The following is a 17,408-nucleotide window of genomic DNA, read 5'->3' as shown; positions in this document are numbered from 1 at the left end:
GCAATGCGAAGCCATGGTTGGTCCGGAAACCCGCCCTCGTCAGACGAGGAGGCGATCGCGCGCATCCTCGCCTCGGCGGACCGGATCGTCGCCGACCGAGGCTCCTCGATGCGCATCGCCGACGTGGCACGCGATCTGGGAGTCACCCGCCAGACCGTGTACCGCTACTTCCCCAGCACCGAGGCGCTGCTGGTGGCGTGCGCGATGCAGAAGGCCGACGGGTTCCTGGGACGCCTGGAACGACGGGTGCGCGACGAGACCGACCCCGTCGCCGCGATGGTCGAAGGCATGGCGTTCACGATCGAATCGCTGGCCGACGACCCGCAGATCGGGTTCCTGCTCAGCCAACGGGGTAAGCATTCGGTCGGCGGGTCCTTCACCACCGACACCGCATACACCTTCGGCCGGTCGCTGCTGCACCGGCTCGACGTCGACTGGGACGCACACGGTTTCGACGAGCACGCCCTCAACGAACTGAACGAATTCTCGCTGCGGGTGCTCAATTCGTTTCTCATCGACGCCGGAAACCCCAAGCGCAACGGCGTCGAGCTGCGCGAGTTCCTGTACCGCTGGGTCGCACCCGCGATCGTCTACCCGCAAGTGGCCGAGATTCTCGACCCGCTGATCGGGGGTGGCGCTAACGCGGCGTCCCGCCTCCGTCGGCGATGATCACCTGCCCGGTGATGTAGCTGCCCGCGTCTGACGTCAAAAGCAATGCAGCGCCCACCATTTCGTCGGCGGAGGCCAGCCGCCGCATCAGCGTGCCGTTGACCATCCCGTCGATGGCTTCCGGTGGGTTCTTGCGCATCATGTCGGTGTCGACGGGTCCGGGAGCCAGCGCGTTGACCCGGATTCCGTCGTGGACGAACTCGGCGGCCATCGATCGGGTGAACGACATCAGCGCGGCCTTCATCGACGCGTAGATCGACAACATCGGCGCGAAGATGAACGCGCCGACCGAGACCATGTTCAGCACCGCGGCGTGCGGACTGGCCTTCAGATGGGGCAACGCCTCCTGGGTCAGGACCACCGGCCCGCGCAGGTTGACCTCGAACGACTTCGTCAGCGCGTCGACCGTCAGCTGCCCCAGAGGCTGGGCCAGCGGGTTGGCGGCGTTGTTCACCAGGACGTCGACCCCGCCGAACTCGGCGACCGTGCGCGCGACGAGCGATGCGAGGTCTTCCACATCTCCGACGTGCGTGGGCACGCCGATCGCCTCGCCGCCCATCTCGCGCAGATGCGTGGCGGCCTGCTCGCACGCATCAGCCTTACGGCTGGCGACGACGACCCGCGCGCCGGCCAGCACGTAACCCTCGGCCAGCGCCAACCCGATTCCGCGGGTGCCGCCGGTCACGATGACCGTCCGGCCGGTCATGTCGAACAGCCGGTCGAAGGAGCCCCGATCCACCTAGATGCAACCGCTCACGCTGATCCGGCGGCCGACGTCGGCGCAGACACTGACGTTGGGCGGCGGGATGTACACCGGCGGGGGTGGCGGCGGAGGCGGTGGAGGTGGAGGTGGCGGTGGCGCGCCCGGTGGCGGCGGTGGGGGCGGTGGCGGCGGCGGTGGGGGCGGAGGAGGTGGCGGTGCCAGCACGTCGTTGAGTTCGTAGAGCGGGTCCGAACAACCGGTGACGTCGAAGTGCACGCCGCCGACCGAGCCGCATACGGCGTGGGCGGTCGGGGCGGTGCCCAGCACGGGGCTGAGCACCGCACCCACGAACAAACCCGCAATGACGACGCGCCAGGTCTCGCGCACTGTGAAGCTCCTCAGGGTCTCCCGCGACCGGTGCCGCGGACATCCGATTGTGGCAGTCGGCGCGTTCCCGCGTGGGTGAACGCGGACCGGCTTTCCGTCGCGACAACGAGCGAAAATTTGCCAACCATGAGTGCCGACGCATGCATGTGAGGCATCTGCCCAGCACGCGGGCCCTGCGGCGAGGTCCGGCTGAGCGGGCTGTTCAGTAGCGGATATTTCCCTACCGGGCAAATATTGTTGCCAGGCAATTAATGCACTGAATGCCTAGTCGCAGGCACTTTTGACCAGATCGTCGATTCGTACAGCGAACGCGCCAACAATGTCGTAGATTTCACTTCGTGCCCACCGGCACAGGGTGTGCGCTCAGATCGCAGTAGTGAGGGGTACTGCGATCTGAGCGCAGACTAGAACCCACGGGTGCTGGTGAAGAATCGCGCGACCCCGGTCAGCGGGTCATCGAACTCCAAGCGCTGTGCAAGCAGTTTCAGCGGCGCCGAGAAATCGTCGGCAGCCACGTCGATCACCTCGGGGTACCACGGATCCCCCGTGATCGGCAGCCCCACCGATGCCATGTGCACCCGCAACTGGTGGGTGCGCCCGGTACGCGGGGTCAGCAGGTAGTCGCCGTCGCCGCGATGCACGATGCGCGTCTCGGCGTTCGGCTCGCCGGGCTCCTCGACCGCCTGCAGGCTGCCCCGCCGTTTGACGATCCGACTGCGCAGCGTCATCGGGAACACCAGATCCGGGTCGACGGGTGCCTGCGCCAGATACGTCTTTCGCGCCAGACCCTTCGCGAACATGGTCTGATACGCGCCGCGCACCTCCCGGCGCACGGTGAACAGCAGCACGCCCGCGGTCAGCCGGTCCAGGCGGTGCGCAGGCGCCAGATCCGGCAGCTCCAGGTCGCGCCGCAACCGCACCAGCGCCGTCTGGGCGACGTGACGCCCGCGGGGCATCGTCGCCAGGAAGTGCGGTTTGTCGACGACGAGGATGTTCTCGTCACGGTGCAGGATCGGGATGTCGAACGGGACCGCCACCTCGTCGGGCAGGTCACGGTAGAGATAGACGAACGAATTGGGTTGCAGCACAGTCGCTGCGGTCACGACACCACCGTCGGCGGTCAGCACCTCACCGTTGAGGACCTTGGCTGCGGCAGCGTCGCCGAAGCGGTCCGCCAACTCCACGAGCACCGCGCCGCCTCGCAGCCTGACCCGCGCCGGCCCGAGTCCGTCACGCACGGGAAGCGGCGCGGGACGCCTCAAGTGAGAGGTACCGGCTCGAGGATCTCCGCACGCGCCTCCGGCGCCGCCACCCGCAGCGCGTCGGCGGACTCGTCGTCGGGTTGCTGCTGGGACCGCACCTCGGCGTCGACGCGGGCGATGTACGTCGCGACCTCGCGGTCGATGTCCTCGGCACTCCAACCCAGAATGGGCGCAACGACTTCGGCGACCTCTCGGGCACAGTCGACACCGCGGTGCGGGTACTCGATGGAGATCCGCATCCGACGCGCCAGGATGTCCTCGAGGTGCAGCGCCCCTTCGGCTGCCGCGGCGTACGCGGCTTCGACCTTCAGGTACACCGGCGCCTCGGTGATCGGCCCCAGAAGATCCGGGTTGTCCTCACCGAGCGCCAGCACCTCACCGATGAGCGAGCCGTACCGGTCCAGCAGATGCCGGACGCGATACGGGTGTAGGTTGTAATGCGTTCCGACACTTTGCGTTTGATTGACCAACGCGAAGTAGCCGTCGGCGCCCATCAGCGGCACCTTCTCGGTGATCGACGGCGCCACCCGCGTCGGAACGAACTCCGCCGCGGCGTCGATCGCGTCCTCGGCCATCACCCGGTAGGTGGTGTACTTGCCACCGGCGATCGCGACCAGTCCCGGCGAGGGCACCGCGACGGCGTGCTCGCGGGACAGCTTCGATGTCGATTCGCTCTCGCCGGCCAGCAGTGGCCGCAGTCCGGCGTACACCCCGTCGATGTCGTCGTGGGTCAACGGGGTGGCGAGCACGGTGTTGACGGTCTTGAGGATGTAGTCGATATCGGCCTTCGTCGCCGCGGGATGCGCGAGGTCGAGGTTCCAGTCGGTGTCGGTGGTGCCGATGATCCAGTGGGTGCCCCACGGGATGACGAACAGCACCGACTTCTCGGTACGCAGGATGATCGCGACCTCGCTGACAACACGGTCGCGCGGCACCACGATGTGCACACCCTTGGACGCGCGCACCCGAAAACGCCCGCGCTCCTTGGACAATGCCTGGATCTCATCGGTCCACACCCCGGTCGCGTTGACCACCACATGTCCGCGAACCTCGGTGGTCGACCCGTCCTCGGAGTCACGGACCTGGACCCCGGTGACCCGGTCACCCTCCCGCAGCAGGGCCACCACCTGGGTGGACGTGCGGACCACCGCCCCGTAGTGAGCGGCGGTGCGCGCCACCATCATGGTGTGCCTGGCATCGTCGACGACGGTGTCGAAGTAGCGGATTCCGCCGATCAGAGACGAACGCTTGAGCCCCGGCGACAGCCGCAGGGCACCGGAGCGGGAGTAATGCTTCTGCGCCGGTACGGATTTCGAGCCACCCAACTGGTCGTAGAGCATGATGCCCGCCGCGATGTACGGGCGCTCCCACCACCGCTTGGTCAACGGGAACAGGAACGGCAACGGCTTGACCAGATGCGGCGCCAGCGTCGTCAGCGACAGCTCACGTTCGTGCAGCGCCTCGCGCACCAGACCGAACTCCAGTTGCTCCAGGTAGCGCAGACCGCCGTGGAACATCTTGCTGCTGCGACTGGAGGTCCCCGACGCGAAGTCGCGGGCCTCCACCAGGGCGACCTTGAGGCCGCGGGTGGCCGCGTCCAGAGCGGCGCCGGCACCGACGACACCACCACCGACCACGACCACGTCGAACTGCTCGCTACCCAGACGTTCCCAGGCGCGCGCGCGTTGCTCGGCGCCGAGAAATGTCTGCCCGTTGCCCGGGCCTGGGATCGGCTCTGCCACGTTGACCGACTCCTCGTTACTTGTCAGTACGGTTGTCGGTTCCCAGGCTACGTGGCTCAGTCGAGATCGTCGTGCGTCATCAGTCGGCGCGCTGCCTCCACGATGGAACCCGACAGCGACGGATACACCGACAGCGTCTGCGCCAGGTCTGTCACGGAGATCCGGTTCTGCACCGCAAGCGCGAGCGGCAGGATCAGCTCCGAGGCGATCGGCGCAACCACCACGCCGCCGATCACCACCCCCGTCGCCGGCCTGCAGAAGATCTTCACGAAACCATGCCTGAGCAGCGACATCTTCGCCCGGGCGTTGGTGTTCAGCGGCAGCACAATGGTCCGGGCCGGCACGCTGCCGTCGTCGATCGCCGACTGCGGGATGCCCACCGCGGCGATCTCGGGGCGGGTGAACGTCGCCGACGCGACGGTGCGCAGCCGGATCGGCGACACCCCCTCACCCAGCGCGTGGTACATCGCGATGCGGCCCTGCATGGCGGCGACCGACGCCAGCGGCAGCAGGCCGGTGCAGTCGCCTGCGGCGTAGATGCCCGCGGCCGGGGTGCGCGACACCCGGTCGACGGGGATGTAGCCACCGGGCTTGAGCTCGACGCCGACCCGCTCGAGGCCCAGGCCGCTGGTGTTGGGCACCGATCCGACCGTCATCAGCGCGTGGCTGCCCTCGACCGTGCGGCCGTCGGCGATCTTGACCACCACGCCCTTGTCGGTGCGGGTCACCGAGTCGGCGCGGGCGTTCTTGACCAGCGTGACACCGCGCTCGGCGAACACCTCCTCGAGCACCGCGGCGGCGTCGGAGTCCTCGTGCGGCAGGATCTGGTCCCGGCTGGCCACCACCGTCACCGTCACCCCGAGCTCGGTGTAGGCGTTGCAGAACTCCGCGCCCGTCACCCCCGAGCCGACGATGATCAGGTGCTCGGGCAGCTCGGTCAGCTCGTAGAGCTGGCGCCAGGTCAGGATGCGCTCGCCGTCGGGCTCCGCGTTCGGCAGCACCCGGGGGCGCGCTCCGGTCGCGATCAGCACCACGTCGGCCTTGAGGACGCCGACCTTGCCGTCGGGGGTGGTGACCTTCACCCGGTGGTGGGCCATGCCCTCGGTGTCGTCGACGAGCTCGCCGCGCCCGCCGATGATCGTCACCCCCTGGTTGATCAGCTGGGTGCCGATGTCGGCCGACTGTGAGGCGGCCAGCGTCTTGACCCGGTTGTTGATCTGGACCAGCGAGATCGTGGCGTCGTCGATGCCGATGTCGTAGCCGAGCGGCTCGGCCCGTCGCAGTTCGGTGCGCACACCGGTGGCGGCGATCAACGTCTTCGACGGCACGCAGTCGTAGAGCACGCAGGCTCCACCGAGTCCGTCGGAGTCGACGAGCGTCACCTGGGTGACGTCGCGCCCTCTGGCGGCAGCCACCAGCGCCGCCTCATACCCTGCCGGCCCGCCGCCGATGACCACGATGCGCGTTACCACCGCTTCAACCTAGGACACCTGGGTCGCAGACGTCACAGAAGGCGGGACGCTCCGGATGTCAGCCAGCTGAACACGATGCGTCTAAGCTCTTGCGCGTGCCGATCTACGCCGCCTACGGATCGAATATGCATCCCGAGCAGATGCTGCAGCGGGCGCCGCACTCCCCGATGGCGGGGACGGGATGGTTGCACGGCTGGCGTCTGACGTTCGGCGGCGCCGACATCTTCTGGGAGGGCGCGCTGGCCACCGTCGTCGAGGACCCGACCTCCAAGGTGTTCGTCGTGCTCTACGACATGACCAAGGAGGACGAGGACAGCCTCGACCGCTGGGAGGGATCCGAGCTCGGCTTCCACAAGAAGATCCGGTGCCGGGTGGAGCGGCTGACGTCGGACACCGACACCGACCCGGTGCTCGCATGGCTGTACGTGGTGGACGCCTGGGAGGGCGGGATCCCGTCGGCGCGCTATCTGGGCGTGATGGCCGAAGCCGCCGAGATCGCCGGTGCCCCAGCAGAATACGTACACGACCTGCGTACCCGGCCGGCGAGCAACATCGGCCCGGGCACGTAGCAGGTCTGTGCCGCGAGCGCGCGTGTCTGCACGTCGACGCGCCGTAAATGCTGGCATTTCGCGCGCGCTCACGCCGCCCGAGTGCGCCGCAGTTGCGCGTCGATGCGGTTGACGAACTCGTCGGCACGAAAGCGCACATCCTCGAACACGATGGGGACGACCACGATGCCGACATCCATCAACGCGTTCTGACGCCGACGATCCCGCACCATCGCCTCAGGACCGGAGTGCCAGGCCACGCCGTCGTATTCGGCGGCGACGCCCGCGTCAGGCCAGGCGAAGTCGAGTCGGCGCACCTCGCCGTTGCCGTCGACGATCTCGTACTGCAACTCCGGGATCGGCAGGCCACGGTCGATCATCGCCAGCCGAGCCTCGCTCTCCATCGGCGACTCCGAGCGGGCATCAGCCAGCGGCAGCAAATCGCGGACCGCGACGATGCCGCGGCGCCCCTTCTGTTCGACCGCCGCGCGCCAGAGATCCGGAAGGGTGCAGGTGCCGCTGCGCAGGGCCGCGTCGAGAGTGGCCAACGCTCTCGGGCGGTACAGACTTCGCGCGACCTCGATGGCAGTCCACGCGGGCGAGGTGGCCCGGCGACCATCGCGCATCACCAGCGGCGCGCCGTCACGCCGATGCACTTCGAGGCCGTCCGCACTCCGCAACGCGCAGCCCGGCGGGTCGAGGACATGCAGCGCTTCCGACTCCTCGGTGTCGAAGCCGTACAGCGCCGCCGCCGTCCCGAGGCAGACCGCCACCGGTTTGCCGCAGGAGAGGTCGAGACCACGTAGCCGGAGCTCGTCGCTGCGCTCGCCGCGACAGTAGATGCCCTGCCACATCCGTTCCAGCACACCGGTATTCACTGCTGCCTCGAAACGCCGTCGGGACAGGTGAGCGAGGATCTGGCCACTGGTCGCCACGCCACCCTGATCGTCGAACAGCCTGACGAGGTCGTCGTTCATGACGGCCATGTTGTGGCGGGCGTCTGCGGAACCACCAGAGGCCGCGCGTCATCTGTGGATCAACGAGCGATTGTGTAGAAGTCGGCGGCGACGAGCGCGCGGTAAATGCCAGGAATTACGGCGTGTCGGTGTGCAGACCCGCGCGCTCGCGGGACGAGGACGAGGCCGACGGCCAGGGCACCGGCACCGGGCGCACCCGGATTCGCTGCGGCCACCAGAACCAGCGGCCCATCAGCGCGGCGATCGACGGCGTCATGAACGACCGGATCACCAGGGTGTCGAAGATCAGCCCCATGCCGATGGTCGTGCCGACCTGACCGATGATCGTCAGATCGCTGATCGCCATCGTCATCATGGTCAGCGCGAAGACCATTCCCGCCGCCGTGACCACCGACCCACTGCCCCCCATGGTGCGGATCAGGCCGGTGTGCAGGCCCGCATGGACTTCCTCTTTGAGCCGCGACACCACCAGCAGGTTGTAGTCCGCGCCAACCGCCAACAGGATGATCACCGCCATCGGCAGCACCATCCAGTGCAATTCGATGCCGATCAGGTGCTGCCAGACGAGCACCGAGAGCCCGAACGACGCGCCGAGTGACAACACCACCGTCCCGACGATCACCGCGGCGGCCACAATCGCCCGCGTCAGGATCAGCATGATGATGAAAATCAGCCCGATAGCGGCGATTCCGGCGATCAGCAGGTCGTACTGGGTGCCGTCGGCCATGTCCTTGAACGTGGCCGCGGTGCCGCCGAGGTAGATGCGCGCCCCCTCCAGCGGGGTGCCCTTGATGGCCTCCTTGGCCGCAGACTTGATCGCGTCGATCTTCTCGACGCCGGCCGGGGACAGCGGATCACCCTCGTGGGCGATGATGAACCGCACCGCTTTTCCGTTGGGTGAGATGAACTGCTCCATGCCGCGCTGGAAATCCGCGTTGTCGAACGCTTCCGGCGGCAGGTAGAACGTGTCGTCGTTGCGGGCTTCGTTGAACGCGTCGCCCATCGCGGTCGAATCTTCCTGCATCGCCGCGCCCTGCTCCAGCTGCCCGTTCTGGGTCTGGTACATGGTCAGCATCATGTCGCGCTGCGACTCCATCGATTCGATCTGCGACGGCATCAGCGCGATCAACTCGGGCATCAGCAGGGACAGCCGCTCCAGGGTGGGCACCAACTCCTGCACGTTGTCGGTCAACAGGTTCGTGCCGTCGATCACGTCGAAGATCGACCGCACCGACCAGCACACCGGGATGTTGTAGCAGTGCGGTTCCCAGTAGAAGTAGTTCCGGATGGGCCGCAGGAAGTCGTCGAAGTCGGCGATGTGGTCGCGCAGTTGGGCGACGTCGGCTGCCATGGTCTTCGTCTTGGCGACCATGCTCGTGGTCACCTCGGACAACTCACCCATGAGCGACTGCATCTTCGTCATCGTGTTGATGGTGTCCTGCAGCGAATCGGCCTGGACGAGCATGTCGTCCATGCGGTCGAGCATGTACTTCTCGTTGAGCTGCTGGGTACCGCCCTGCCGGCTCATGATGTACGGGATCGAGGTGCTCTCGATCGGCGTGCCGTCCGGGCGGGTGATCGTCTGCACCCGCCCGATGCCCTCCACGCCGAAGATCGCCTTGGCGATCTTCTCGATGACGATGAAGTCGGCCGAGTTGCGCAGATCGTGGTCCGTTTCGACCATCAACATCTCGGGGTTGAGCCTGGCCGGTGAGAAGTGCCGCTCAGCGGCGGCGTACCCGACGTTGGACTCGATGTCGTCGGGCAGGTAGTTCCGGTCGTTGTAGCTGGTCTGGTAACCGGGCAGGGCCAGCAATCCGACGAGGGCCGCGGCGACGCTGGCGACCAGGACCGCACCCGGCCAGCGCACCGTGGCCGCGCCGATCTTGCGCCAGCCGCGCACGCGCATGGCGCGCTTGGGTTCCAGCAGACCGAACCGGCTCGCGACGGTCACCACCGCCGGCCCGAACGTCATCGCCACCATGATCAGCACCAGCATGCCCAGCGCCAGCGGCACCCCGAGGGTCTGGAAGTACGGCAGCCGGGTGAAGCTCAGGCAGTACGTCGCACCGGCGATGGTCAGACCGGAGCCGACGATCACGTGCGCCGTGCCGCCGAACATCGTGTAGTACGCCGATTCCGGCGTCTCGCCCTTGCCTCGGGCTTCCTGGTAGCGGCCGATGAGGAAGATCGCGTAGTCGACGGCGATCGCGATGGCCAGCGTGACCAGCAGGCTGGTCGCGAAGGTGGACAGGCCGATGATGTCGTGGAAGCCCAGGAATGCCACCGCGCCGCGCACGGTCATCAGGCTGAGCCCGACCATCACGAGGATCAGCAGCGTCGTGACGATGGACCGGAAGAACAGCACCAACATGATGGTGATGACGAGGAACGTCAGCGCCTCGACCAACCGCATGCTCTCGTGGCCGGCGTTCTCCTGTTCGGCGGCCAGCGCCGAGGCCCCGGTGACGTAGGCGCTCACACCGTCCGGTGGCTGGCTGCTCTCCACCAGCTCCTGGACGGCGGCCACCGACTGATTGGCCAGCGCCTCACCCTGATCGCCGGCGAGATACACCTGGAAGTAAGTGGCCTTGCCGTCGGAGCTCTGCGCGCCCGAGGCGGTCAGCGGGTCGCTCCAGAGGTCCTGCACGTGTTCGACGTGGGTGGTGTCGGCCTCGAGCGCAGCGATCAGGTCGGCGTAGTAGGCGCGGGTGTCGTCGCCGAGAGTGTCCTCGCCCTCGAGCACGATCATCACCGAGCTGTTGGACTCGTACTCCTCGAAGACCTGACCGATGCGCTGCATCGAGATGACCGCAGGCGCGTCCTCGGGGCTCATCGACACCGACCGCAGCTTGCCGACGTCTTCGAGCTGCGGGACCGAGACATTGAGGAAGGCGGCGATGGCGACCCAGATCAGGATGATCGGAATCGACGCGAGACGCAGGAACCGGGCGATGCCGTAGAAGTGCGGCTTCTGCCCTTGCACCGTACGACTCCTCCAGGTTCAGCCGAAAGTCGTTATGGCACTTCCGCGTTCGACGGGAATTCTCCGATATGCAAAGCTAGGCTAACGATTGACGGAGAACTTGGCAAGCCGTGCGGCTACCGAGTGGGCTGCGTCCCGACCGCACAGCAGTGTGACCTGGGCCACAGCCGGTCGTCACGGGATCGCGTGCTCGATGAGGTTGACCAGCAGTCGCACCCCGACACCGAGCGCCCGCTCGTCGAGGTCGAACGTCGGCTGGTGCAGGTCCAGCTGCGGGCCCTGACCGCTCCACACCCCCAGCCGCGCCATCGCGCCCGGGACCTCTTCGAGATACCAGGAGAAGTCCTCCCCGCCGCCGGACTGATGGGTGTCGGCCAGCACGTCGGGGCCGATCGCCTCGATCGCGTGGGTGAGGATGCGGGTGGACACCTCCTCGTTCACCACCGGCGGCACCCCGCGGCGGTACAGCACCGAATGCTCGATGCCCAGCGGCGCCAGCAGGCCCGAAACCGTCTCCCGCACAATGTCTTCCATGGCCACCCAGGTCTCGCGACTGGCCGTGCGGATGGTTCCCGCCAGCGTGCCGGTCTGCGGGATCGCGTTGGCGGCCACGCCGGCGTTGACCGCGCCCCACACCATCACCGTGCTGTGACGCGGATCGATGCGCCGCGACAGCACGCCCGGCAGGCCGGTGATCAGCGTGCCCATGCCGTAGATCAGGTCGCTGGTCAGGTGCGGACGCGAGGTGTGCCCGCCCGGTGAGTGCAGCGTCACCTCGATCTGGTCGGCGGCTGAGGTGATCGGCCCCGGACGCACCGCGACCCTGCCGACCGCCAACCGCGGATCGCAGTGCAGCGCGTAGATCCGCGACACCCCGGTCAGCGCACCGGCGGCGATCGCGTCGATCGCACCACCGGGCATCAACTCCTCGGCGGCCTGGAAGATCAGCCGGACGCCCACCGGCAGTTCGGGCGCCGACGCCAGCGCCAGACCCGCGCCCAGCAGCACCGCGGTGTGCGCGTCGTGGCCGCAGGCATGGGCGACTCCCGGGACCAGCGACGCGTACGGAGCACCCGTCCGCTCGGCCATCGGCAGCGCGTCCATGTCGGCGCGCAGCGCCACCCGCGGCCCGTCCTCGGGCCCGAAGTCACACGTCAGGCCGGTGCCGCCGGGCAGCACCTTGGGGTTCAGCCCGGCGTCGGCAAGCAGCGACGCGGCGAACTGGGTGGTGGCGAACTCCTGGCGGCCGAGTTCGGGATGGGCGTGGATGTGGCGCCGCCAGCCGACCAACTGGTCGTAGTTGGCCGACAGCCAGCGCGCGGCGGCGTGGGGCAACATGCTCATGACGCGCGCCTCCGCTGATGTTCGAGCACCCGGTCACGTTGCACCGGGTCAGCGGCGAGCGCAACAACCGTGCGGGCCAGCATGATCGAGCCCTCGACGACCGCGGTGTCCGCACTCGCCGACACGGCCGCCGCCGCGAACGCCGGTTGATGGATGGAGGCCCCGCCGGCGTCGATGCCGACGATCGGGTGGATTCCCGGCATCACCTGGGTGACGTTGCCCATGTCCGTGCTGCCCAGCGGCAGCGACGCCTCGACGTCCTGAGCGACGGGCGTGCGGCCCAGGCGCACCATCTCGGCCCGCAGGGTCTTCGACAGCCACGGATCGGGAAGCAACTCGGCATACGCCGGTGCGGTCTCGGTGACGGCGTGCTCGCAACCCGTGGCCACCGCACCCGCGGCGAAACAGCCGGCGATCCGAGACTCCAACTCGCGCAACGACTCCGAGTTGTCGGCCCGCATCGTGTAGCGGAGCTCGGTGTGCGCCGGGATCACGTTGGCCGCCTGGCCGCCGTCGGAGACGATGCCGTGCACCATCTGCCCCGGCGCCAACTGCTGACGCAACAGGCCGACAGCCACCTGCGCGACCGTCACCGCGTCGGCGGCGTTGATCCCCAGATATGGCGCGACCGCGGCATGCGACTCCCGGCCGGTGTATCGGATCGTCGCCTCCGACAGCGCCAGCGAGCGAGCCGCGGCGATGTCGATCGGTCCGGGGTGCAGCATCACCGTCGCGGCGATGTCGTCGAACACGCCGGCCTCGAGCATCAGCACCTTGCCCCCGCCTGCCTCCTCGGCGGGAGTGCCGAGCAGCACCACCGTCAGCCCGAGGTCGTCGGCGACGTCGGCGAGCGCCAACGCGGTGCCGACCGCGGCCGCGGCGATGATGTTGTGCCCGCATGCGTGGCCGATGTCGGGCAGGGCGTCGTACTCGGCACAGATGCCGATGACCAGCGGGCCGCTGCCGAACTCGGCACGAAACGCGGTGTCCAGCCCCGCCGGCCCGGTCGTGATGTGAAAGCCCCGTTCGGCGACGAGCGCCTGGGTCTTGGCGCAGCTGCGGTGCTCGGCAAACGCGAGTTCAGGTTCGGCGTGGATCGCGTGGGACAGCTCCACGAGGTCGCCGCGGCGTGCGGTCACCACGTCTTCGACGCAGGAGGACGCGGCCGTGAGCATTAAGGCAGTATCTCACTGCTCGTCGGAACGGCTGATCGGCCTTAAGCTGCCGGGCGTGGAGCAACCGTTGGAGCAGGCCCGGCTGGCCGCCGCCGCGCTGGCCGAGCGCACCGGCGTCGACGCGCACGACATCGCGGTGGTGCTCGGGTCCGGCTGGGCTCCGGCGGTGTCTGCGCTCGGCGACGCGACGGCCGTCGTCCCGATGGCCGAGCTGCCCGGCTTCACCCCGCCCAGCGCCCAGGGACACGGCGGCCAGGTGCTGTCGCTGCGGGTCGGACCGCATCGGGTGCTGGTGCTCGTCGGCCGGATCCACGCCTACGAGGGACACGACCTGCGCCACGTCGTGCATCCGGTGCGGACCGCCTGCGCAGCCGGCGCGCACACCGTGGTGCTGACGAACGCCGCGGGAGGTCTGCGGCCGGACTTCGCGGTGGGCCAGCCCGTGCTGATCAGCGACCACCTCAACTTGACCGCCCGATCGCCGCTGGTCGGAGCCGAGTTCGTGGACCTCGTCGACGCATACTCGCCGCGGCTGCGGGCCCTCGCACGCGAGATCGACCCGACGCTGGCCGACGGCGTCTACGCGGGCCTGCCGGGGCCGCACTACGAGACGCCGGCCGAGATCCGGATGCTGCGCACCCTGGGCGCCGACCTGGTCGGCATGTCGACGGTGCACGAGACGATCGCCGCACGCGCCGCGGGCGCACAGGTACTGGGAGTGTCGCTGGTGACGAACCTGGCGGCCGGGATGACAGGCCAGCCGCTCAGCCACGACGAGGTGCTCGAGGCGGGCCGTCAGTCGGCAACCCGGATGGGCTCCCTGCTGTCCTCGGTGATCGCCCGGGTCTGATCGCGGCCGAGTTTGCGGCTCGCCCACACCACGCCGCGGGCCAGCAGCGGCGCGGCGAACAGCATCAGCAGGATCCGCACCACCTGCGCGGCGATGATGAACGTGACGTTGGACCCGGTCTCCACTGCGGTGGCCAGCACCGCGTACACGCCGCCGGGGCTGGTCGCCAGGTAACCCTCCAGCGGGGTCAGGCCGGTGACGTGGGCCAGCAACACCCCGAGCCCGGCGGTGGCGACCGTCAGCGCGACGATCAGCCCGACGGCCGCGGGCAGCAGCCGTCCGACGGTGCGCAGCGCCTCGCGGTTGAAGGCCAGGCCGGCCTGCCAGCCGATCAGCATGTAGCCCGCCTGGACCAGCACCATCGGCACCGACATTCCGAACGACAGCCCACTGAGTTCGAGCACGACCGTCAGCGCGAGCGGACCGAGCAGTGCCGCCCCGGGCAGCCGGATCAGCCGGCCGGCAGTGGCGCCGACGAGCACCAGCACGACGACCATGCCGACACTGAGGTACCACGGAGCCTGGTCGGTGGGCGCGGTCGCAGCGTCAGGTCGGGACTTGTCGGCGTGGTAGATGAGGGTGACGACGACGGGCATCGACGCAGTGACGAGCGCAACCCGCAGGTACTGGACGACGGCGACCACGCGGTCGTCGCCGCCGAGTTCGCGGGCGATGGCCACCAGCCCGGAGGCGCCGCCTGCCGTCAGGGCCAGAGACCCGGTCAGCGGCGTGACGTCGCGGCGCAGTCCCAGCAGTACCCCGGCGATGACGCTGAGCAGCAGGGTCGCCACGGCGATGCCGATGACGATGGGCCAGTCACCGCCGAGTGCGGCCACCGCGTCCTGCTGGACCATCGTGCCGATGTAGACACCGAGCACCCCCTGGGCGGCGAGGCCGAGCTTGCGCGGGACCCGCCCCGGCCCCTTCGCCATCAGCGCCAGGACGATGCCGACGACCAGTGCGGCGAACAGCGCCGCCGACGGGACACCGACCAGCGTCAACGGAACGGTGACGGCTGCAGTCGCCGCCAGCAGCAGCACCCACCTGAGTATCAGTCGCATCCACTTCATACCGATAGCAAGTATGCACTTACTATTTCATGATCGCAAAGCCTGGTTTCTGCTCTTGTCGATGACTATTGCCAAGGTATACCTTGGTTTCTATGGATAGTCCCCCGTCCTCGGCGGCCACCGAGCTGCGCGAGTCGGTGATGGCGATCGCCCGGCAGATCCGCAGGCACCGACCCGACAACGCCTTGACGCTCACCCAGATGCAGCTACTCGGAGAGATCAGCCGCGCCGCCGTCACCACGCCGGCCGAGCTCGGCGTCCTCATGCAGGTCAGAGTCCAGTCGTTGACCGACTCCCTCAACGAGCTCGAGGCCCGCAAGCTGATCAACCGCCGCCCCGACGAGACCGACCGGCGCCGTCAGCTCGTCGAGCTCACCGAAGCGGGTGGGGAACTGTTGGCCGCCGACCGCGCCGAACGCGACGCCTGGCTGCGCGACACGATGCGCGACACGCTCTCGACCCTGGAGTTCGACCTGCTGATGCTGGTGGCCCCGATCCTGCGCAAGCTGGCCGATGCGGATTCGGCGCGATAGCCGACGGGTTTGCGCGCCGCGGGGTGTTTGCGCGCCGAATCGGCCTCTGGTGGGGTGGAGCGATGAGTGACCTCGCGGACGTCGTGGCCGAATGGATCGCTCATGACCCCGACCCGGGATCTGCCGCCGAGCTTGCGGCCTGCAGCGACGACGAGCTCGCCGGCCGGTTCGCGACACCCCTGACGTTCGGCACCGCGGGGCTTCGTGGCCCGCTGCGCGCCGGCCCCAACGGGATGAACCTGGCGGTGGTGCTGCGTGCGACCTGGGGCGTCGCCCGCGTTCTCACCGATCGGTCGCTGGACTCCGCGGTGGTGGTCGGCTACGACGCCCGCCACCGCTCAGCGGAGTTCGGTCGCGCCGTTGCTGAAGTCTTTGCCGCTCAGGGCTTTTCCGTCACCCTGATGCCCTCCCCCGTCCCCACCCCCGCGGTGGCGTTCGCCGTCCGTACCATGGGGGCGGCCGCGGGCGTGCAGATCACCGCGTCACACAACCCGGCCACGGACAACGGCTACAAGGTGTACTTCCCGGGCGGGCTGCAGATCGTCGAACCCATCGACCGCGACATCGAAGACGCCATCGCGGCAGCACCGCCGGCGGACGAGATTGCCCGAACACCCCTCGCGCCCAGCGGTTTCCAGCCGTTACGCGACTACGTCGAACGGGCGGCCGCAGTCCGCCGGGGCACCGGTTCCGCCCGCGTCGCCCTGACGCCGATGCACGGGGTGGGTGGCGAGTTCGCTCTGGATGCGTTGGCGCTCGCCGGTTTTGGTGACGTGCACGTCGTCGACAGCCAGTTCACGCCGGACCCCGACTTCCCCACGGTGACGTTTCCGAACCCGGAGGAACCGGGCGCGGTCGACCGTCTGCTCGCCCTGGCCGCCGATGTCGACGCGGAGATCGCCATCGCACTCGATCCCGACGCCGACCGGTGCGCTGTCGGCGTGCCGACCCCAACCGGGTGGCGGATGCTCACCGGCGACGAAACCGGTTGGCTGCTTGGCGATTACATTCTGTCCGGTTGCCGGGATCAGGCGGTGGTGGCGAGCACCGTGGTGTCGTCGCGGATGCTGTCGCGTATCGCCGCCGAGCACGGGGCGCGGCACGTCGAAACGCTCACGGGTTTCAAGTGGTTGGCGCGCGCCGACGAGGATGTGCCCGGGACGCTGGTGTACGCCTACGAGGAGGCGATCGGGCACTGCGTGGACCCCGCGGCGGTCCGCGACAAGGACGGCATCAGCGCCGCCGTGCTGGTATGTGACCTCGTCGTGGCACTGCGGGCCAAAGGACTCACGATGCTCGACGCGCTCGACGACCTGGCTCGCCGTCACGGCGTGCACACCACCGCCGCGGTCACCCGCCGGGTCGACTCCCCCGCCGAGGCCGCCATGCTGATGGAGCGGCTGCGAGCCAACCCGCCGACGTCCATGGCCGGCGTCGCCGTCGCCGTTACCGACCTGCAGCCTCGCACCGACGCCCTGGTGTTCAGCGGTGGCGACGACGCGACATCGGTGCGGGTGGTGACGCGACCGTCCGGCACCGAGCCGAAGCTCAAGTCCTACATCGAGGTCCGCTGCACCGGGGAGTTGGCGGCAGCTCGCGATCGGGCGCAAAAGGTGCAGGACGCCGTCGCCACGAATGTACACAACTGGGGCTAGCCCTCGCCGAAACTGTATTCCACGTGAGGTTTTCG

The 17,408-nt window shown here is 68.6% G+C and carries 15 protein-coding genes; 5 read left to right on the top strand and 10 right to left on the bottom strand.

The features are described 5' to 3' along the window. The first annotated feature begins 3 nt into the window (after window positions 1-3). Window positions 4-669: a TetR/AcrR family transcriptional regulator gene (locus tag ABDC78_RS06900; RefSeq protein ID WP_178361063.1), complete on the top strand. Its 666-nt coding sequence runs from the start codon at window positions 4-6 to the stop codon at window positions 667-669. Here the strand turns inward: ABDC78_RS06900 and ABDC78_RS06895 are convergent. The 5 genes from ABDC78_RS06895 to ABDC78_RS06875 form a co-directional block, all read right to left on the bottom strand. Further along, window positions 638-1,408: an SDR family oxidoreductase gene (locus tag ABDC78_RS06895; protein WP_178361064.1), complete on the bottom strand. Its 771-nt coding sequence runs from the start codon at window positions 1,406-1,408 to the stop codon at window positions 638-640. The genes ABDC78_RS06900 and ABDC78_RS06895 overlap by 32 nt on opposite strands. Then, window positions 1,409-1,759 carry an RNA-binding protein gene (locus ABDC78_RS06890; RefSeq protein ID WP_347133349.1) on the bottom strand — a complete coding sequence of 117 codons (351 nt, stop codon included), beginning with the start codon at window positions 1,757-1,759 and terminating at the stop codon, window positions 1,409-1,411. It abuts the gene before it with no gap. A gap of 404 nt (window positions 1,760-2,163) precedes the next feature. Further along, window positions 2,164-2,997, bottom strand: a complete 834-nt coding sequence (locus ABDC78_RS06885; protein WP_178361196.1) for a pseudouridine synthase — start codon at window positions 2,995-2,997, stop codon at window positions 2,164-2,166. 20 nt (window positions 2,998-3,017) lie between these two features. Beyond that, window positions 3,018-4,763, bottom strand: a complete 1,746-nt coding sequence (locus ABDC78_RS06880; RefSeq protein ID WP_178361197.1) for a glycerol-3-phosphate dehydrogenase/oxidase — start codon at window positions 4,761-4,763, stop codon at window positions 3,018-3,020. A 56-nt stretch (window positions 4,764-4,819) separates the two neighbouring features. Next, complete coding sequence (locus tag ABDC78_RS06875; protein WP_178361198.1) at window positions 4,820-6,235, bottom strand: NAD(P)H-quinone dehydrogenase; 1,416 nt, start codon at window positions 6,233-6,235, stop codon at window positions 4,820-4,822. 95 nt (window positions 6,236-6,330) lie between these two features. Here ABDC78_RS06875 and ABDC78_RS06870 point away from each other — a divergent pair, with 95 nt between their 5' ends. After that, complete coding sequence (locus tag ABDC78_RS06870; RefSeq protein ID WP_178361199.1) at window positions 6,331-6,804, top strand: gamma-glutamylcyclotransferase; 474 nt, start codon at window positions 6,331-6,333, stop codon at window positions 6,802-6,804. A 68-nt stretch (window positions 6,805-6,872) separates the two neighbouring features. Here ABDC78_RS06870 and ABDC78_RS06865 read toward each other — a convergent pair whose 3' ends face one another. The 4 genes from ABDC78_RS06865 to ABDC78_RS06850 form a co-directional block, all read right to left on the bottom strand. After that, window positions 6,873-7,760 carry a type IV toxin-antitoxin system AbiEi family antitoxin domain-containing protein gene (locus ABDC78_RS06865; protein ID WP_178361200.1) on the bottom strand — a complete coding sequence of 296 codons (888 nt, stop codon included), beginning with the start codon at window positions 7,758-7,760 and terminating at the stop codon, window positions 6,873-6,875. A 115-nt stretch (window positions 7,761-7,875) separates the two neighbouring features. After that, window positions 7,876-10,746, bottom strand: a complete 2,871-nt coding sequence (locus ABDC78_RS06860; RefSeq protein ID WP_178361201.1) for an MMPL family transporter — start codon at window positions 10,744-10,746, stop codon at window positions 7,876-7,878. A 174-nt stretch (window positions 10,747-10,920) separates the two neighbouring features. After that, the gene (locus ABDC78_RS06855; protein WP_347133482.1) at window positions 10,921-12,084 is read right to left on the bottom strand and encodes an amidohydrolase; all 1,164 of its coding nucleotides are present in this window, start codon (window positions 12,082-12,084) and stop codon (window positions 10,921-10,923) included. A 2-nt stretch (window positions 12,085-12,086) separates the two neighbouring features. Next, on the bottom strand, window positions 12,087-13,265 hold the full coding sequence (locus tag ABDC78_RS06850; RefSeq protein ID WP_178361203.1) for an amidohydrolase: 1,179 nt from the start codon (window positions 13,263-13,265) through the stop codon (window positions 12,087-12,089). Between the two features lie 55 nt (window positions 13,266-13,320). On the opposite strand from ABDC78_RS06850, the gene ABDC78_RS06845 reads away from it, so the two are divergent. Beyond that, window positions 13,321-14,115 (top strand): purine-nucleoside phosphorylase, encoded by a 795-nt coding sequence (locus tag ABDC78_RS06845; protein WP_178361204.1) that lies wholly within the window; start codon window positions 13,321-13,323, stop codon window positions 14,113-14,115. On the opposite strand, the gene ABDC78_RS06840 is transcribed toward ABDC78_RS06845, so the two are convergent. Further along, on the bottom strand, window positions 14,061-15,176 hold the full coding sequence (locus ABDC78_RS06840) for an AbrB family transcriptional regulator (RefSeq protein ID WP_178361206.1): 1,116 nt from the start codon (window positions 15,174-15,176) through the stop codon (window positions 14,061-14,063). The two genes, ABDC78_RS06845 and ABDC78_RS06840, sit on opposite strands and share 55 nt — an antisense overlap. A 101-nt stretch (window positions 15,177-15,277) precedes the next feature. Here ABDC78_RS06840 and ABDC78_RS06835 point away from each other — a divergent pair, with 101 nt between their 5' ends. Together ABDC78_RS06835 and ABDC78_RS06830 are read left to right on the top strand one after the other, a co-directional pair. Next, the gene (locus tag ABDC78_RS06835) at window positions 15,278-15,718 is read left to right on the top strand and encodes a MarR family transcriptional regulator (protein WP_178361205.1); all 441 of its coding nucleotides are present in this window, start codon (window positions 15,278-15,280) and stop codon (window positions 15,716-15,718) included. Window positions 15,719-15,780: 62 nt separating this feature from the next. Continuing rightward, window positions 15,781-17,373 carry a phospho-sugar mutase gene (locus ABDC78_RS06830; RefSeq protein WP_347133348.1) on the top strand — a complete coding sequence of 531 codons (1,593 nt, stop codon included), beginning with the start codon at window positions 15,781-15,783 and terminating at the stop codon, window positions 17,371-17,373. Window positions 17,374-17,408 lie beyond the last annotated feature (35 nt).

It is taken from the genome of Mycobacterium sp. DL, from assembly GCF_039729195.1.
GTDB classification, from domain to species: Bacteria; Actinomycetota; Actinomycetes; order Mycobacteriales; family Mycobacteriaceae; genus Mycobacterium; species Mycobacterium hippocampi_A.
Note: the sequence above shows the minus strand (reverse complement) of the source record. Positions and strands in the feature narration are given on the sequence as shown.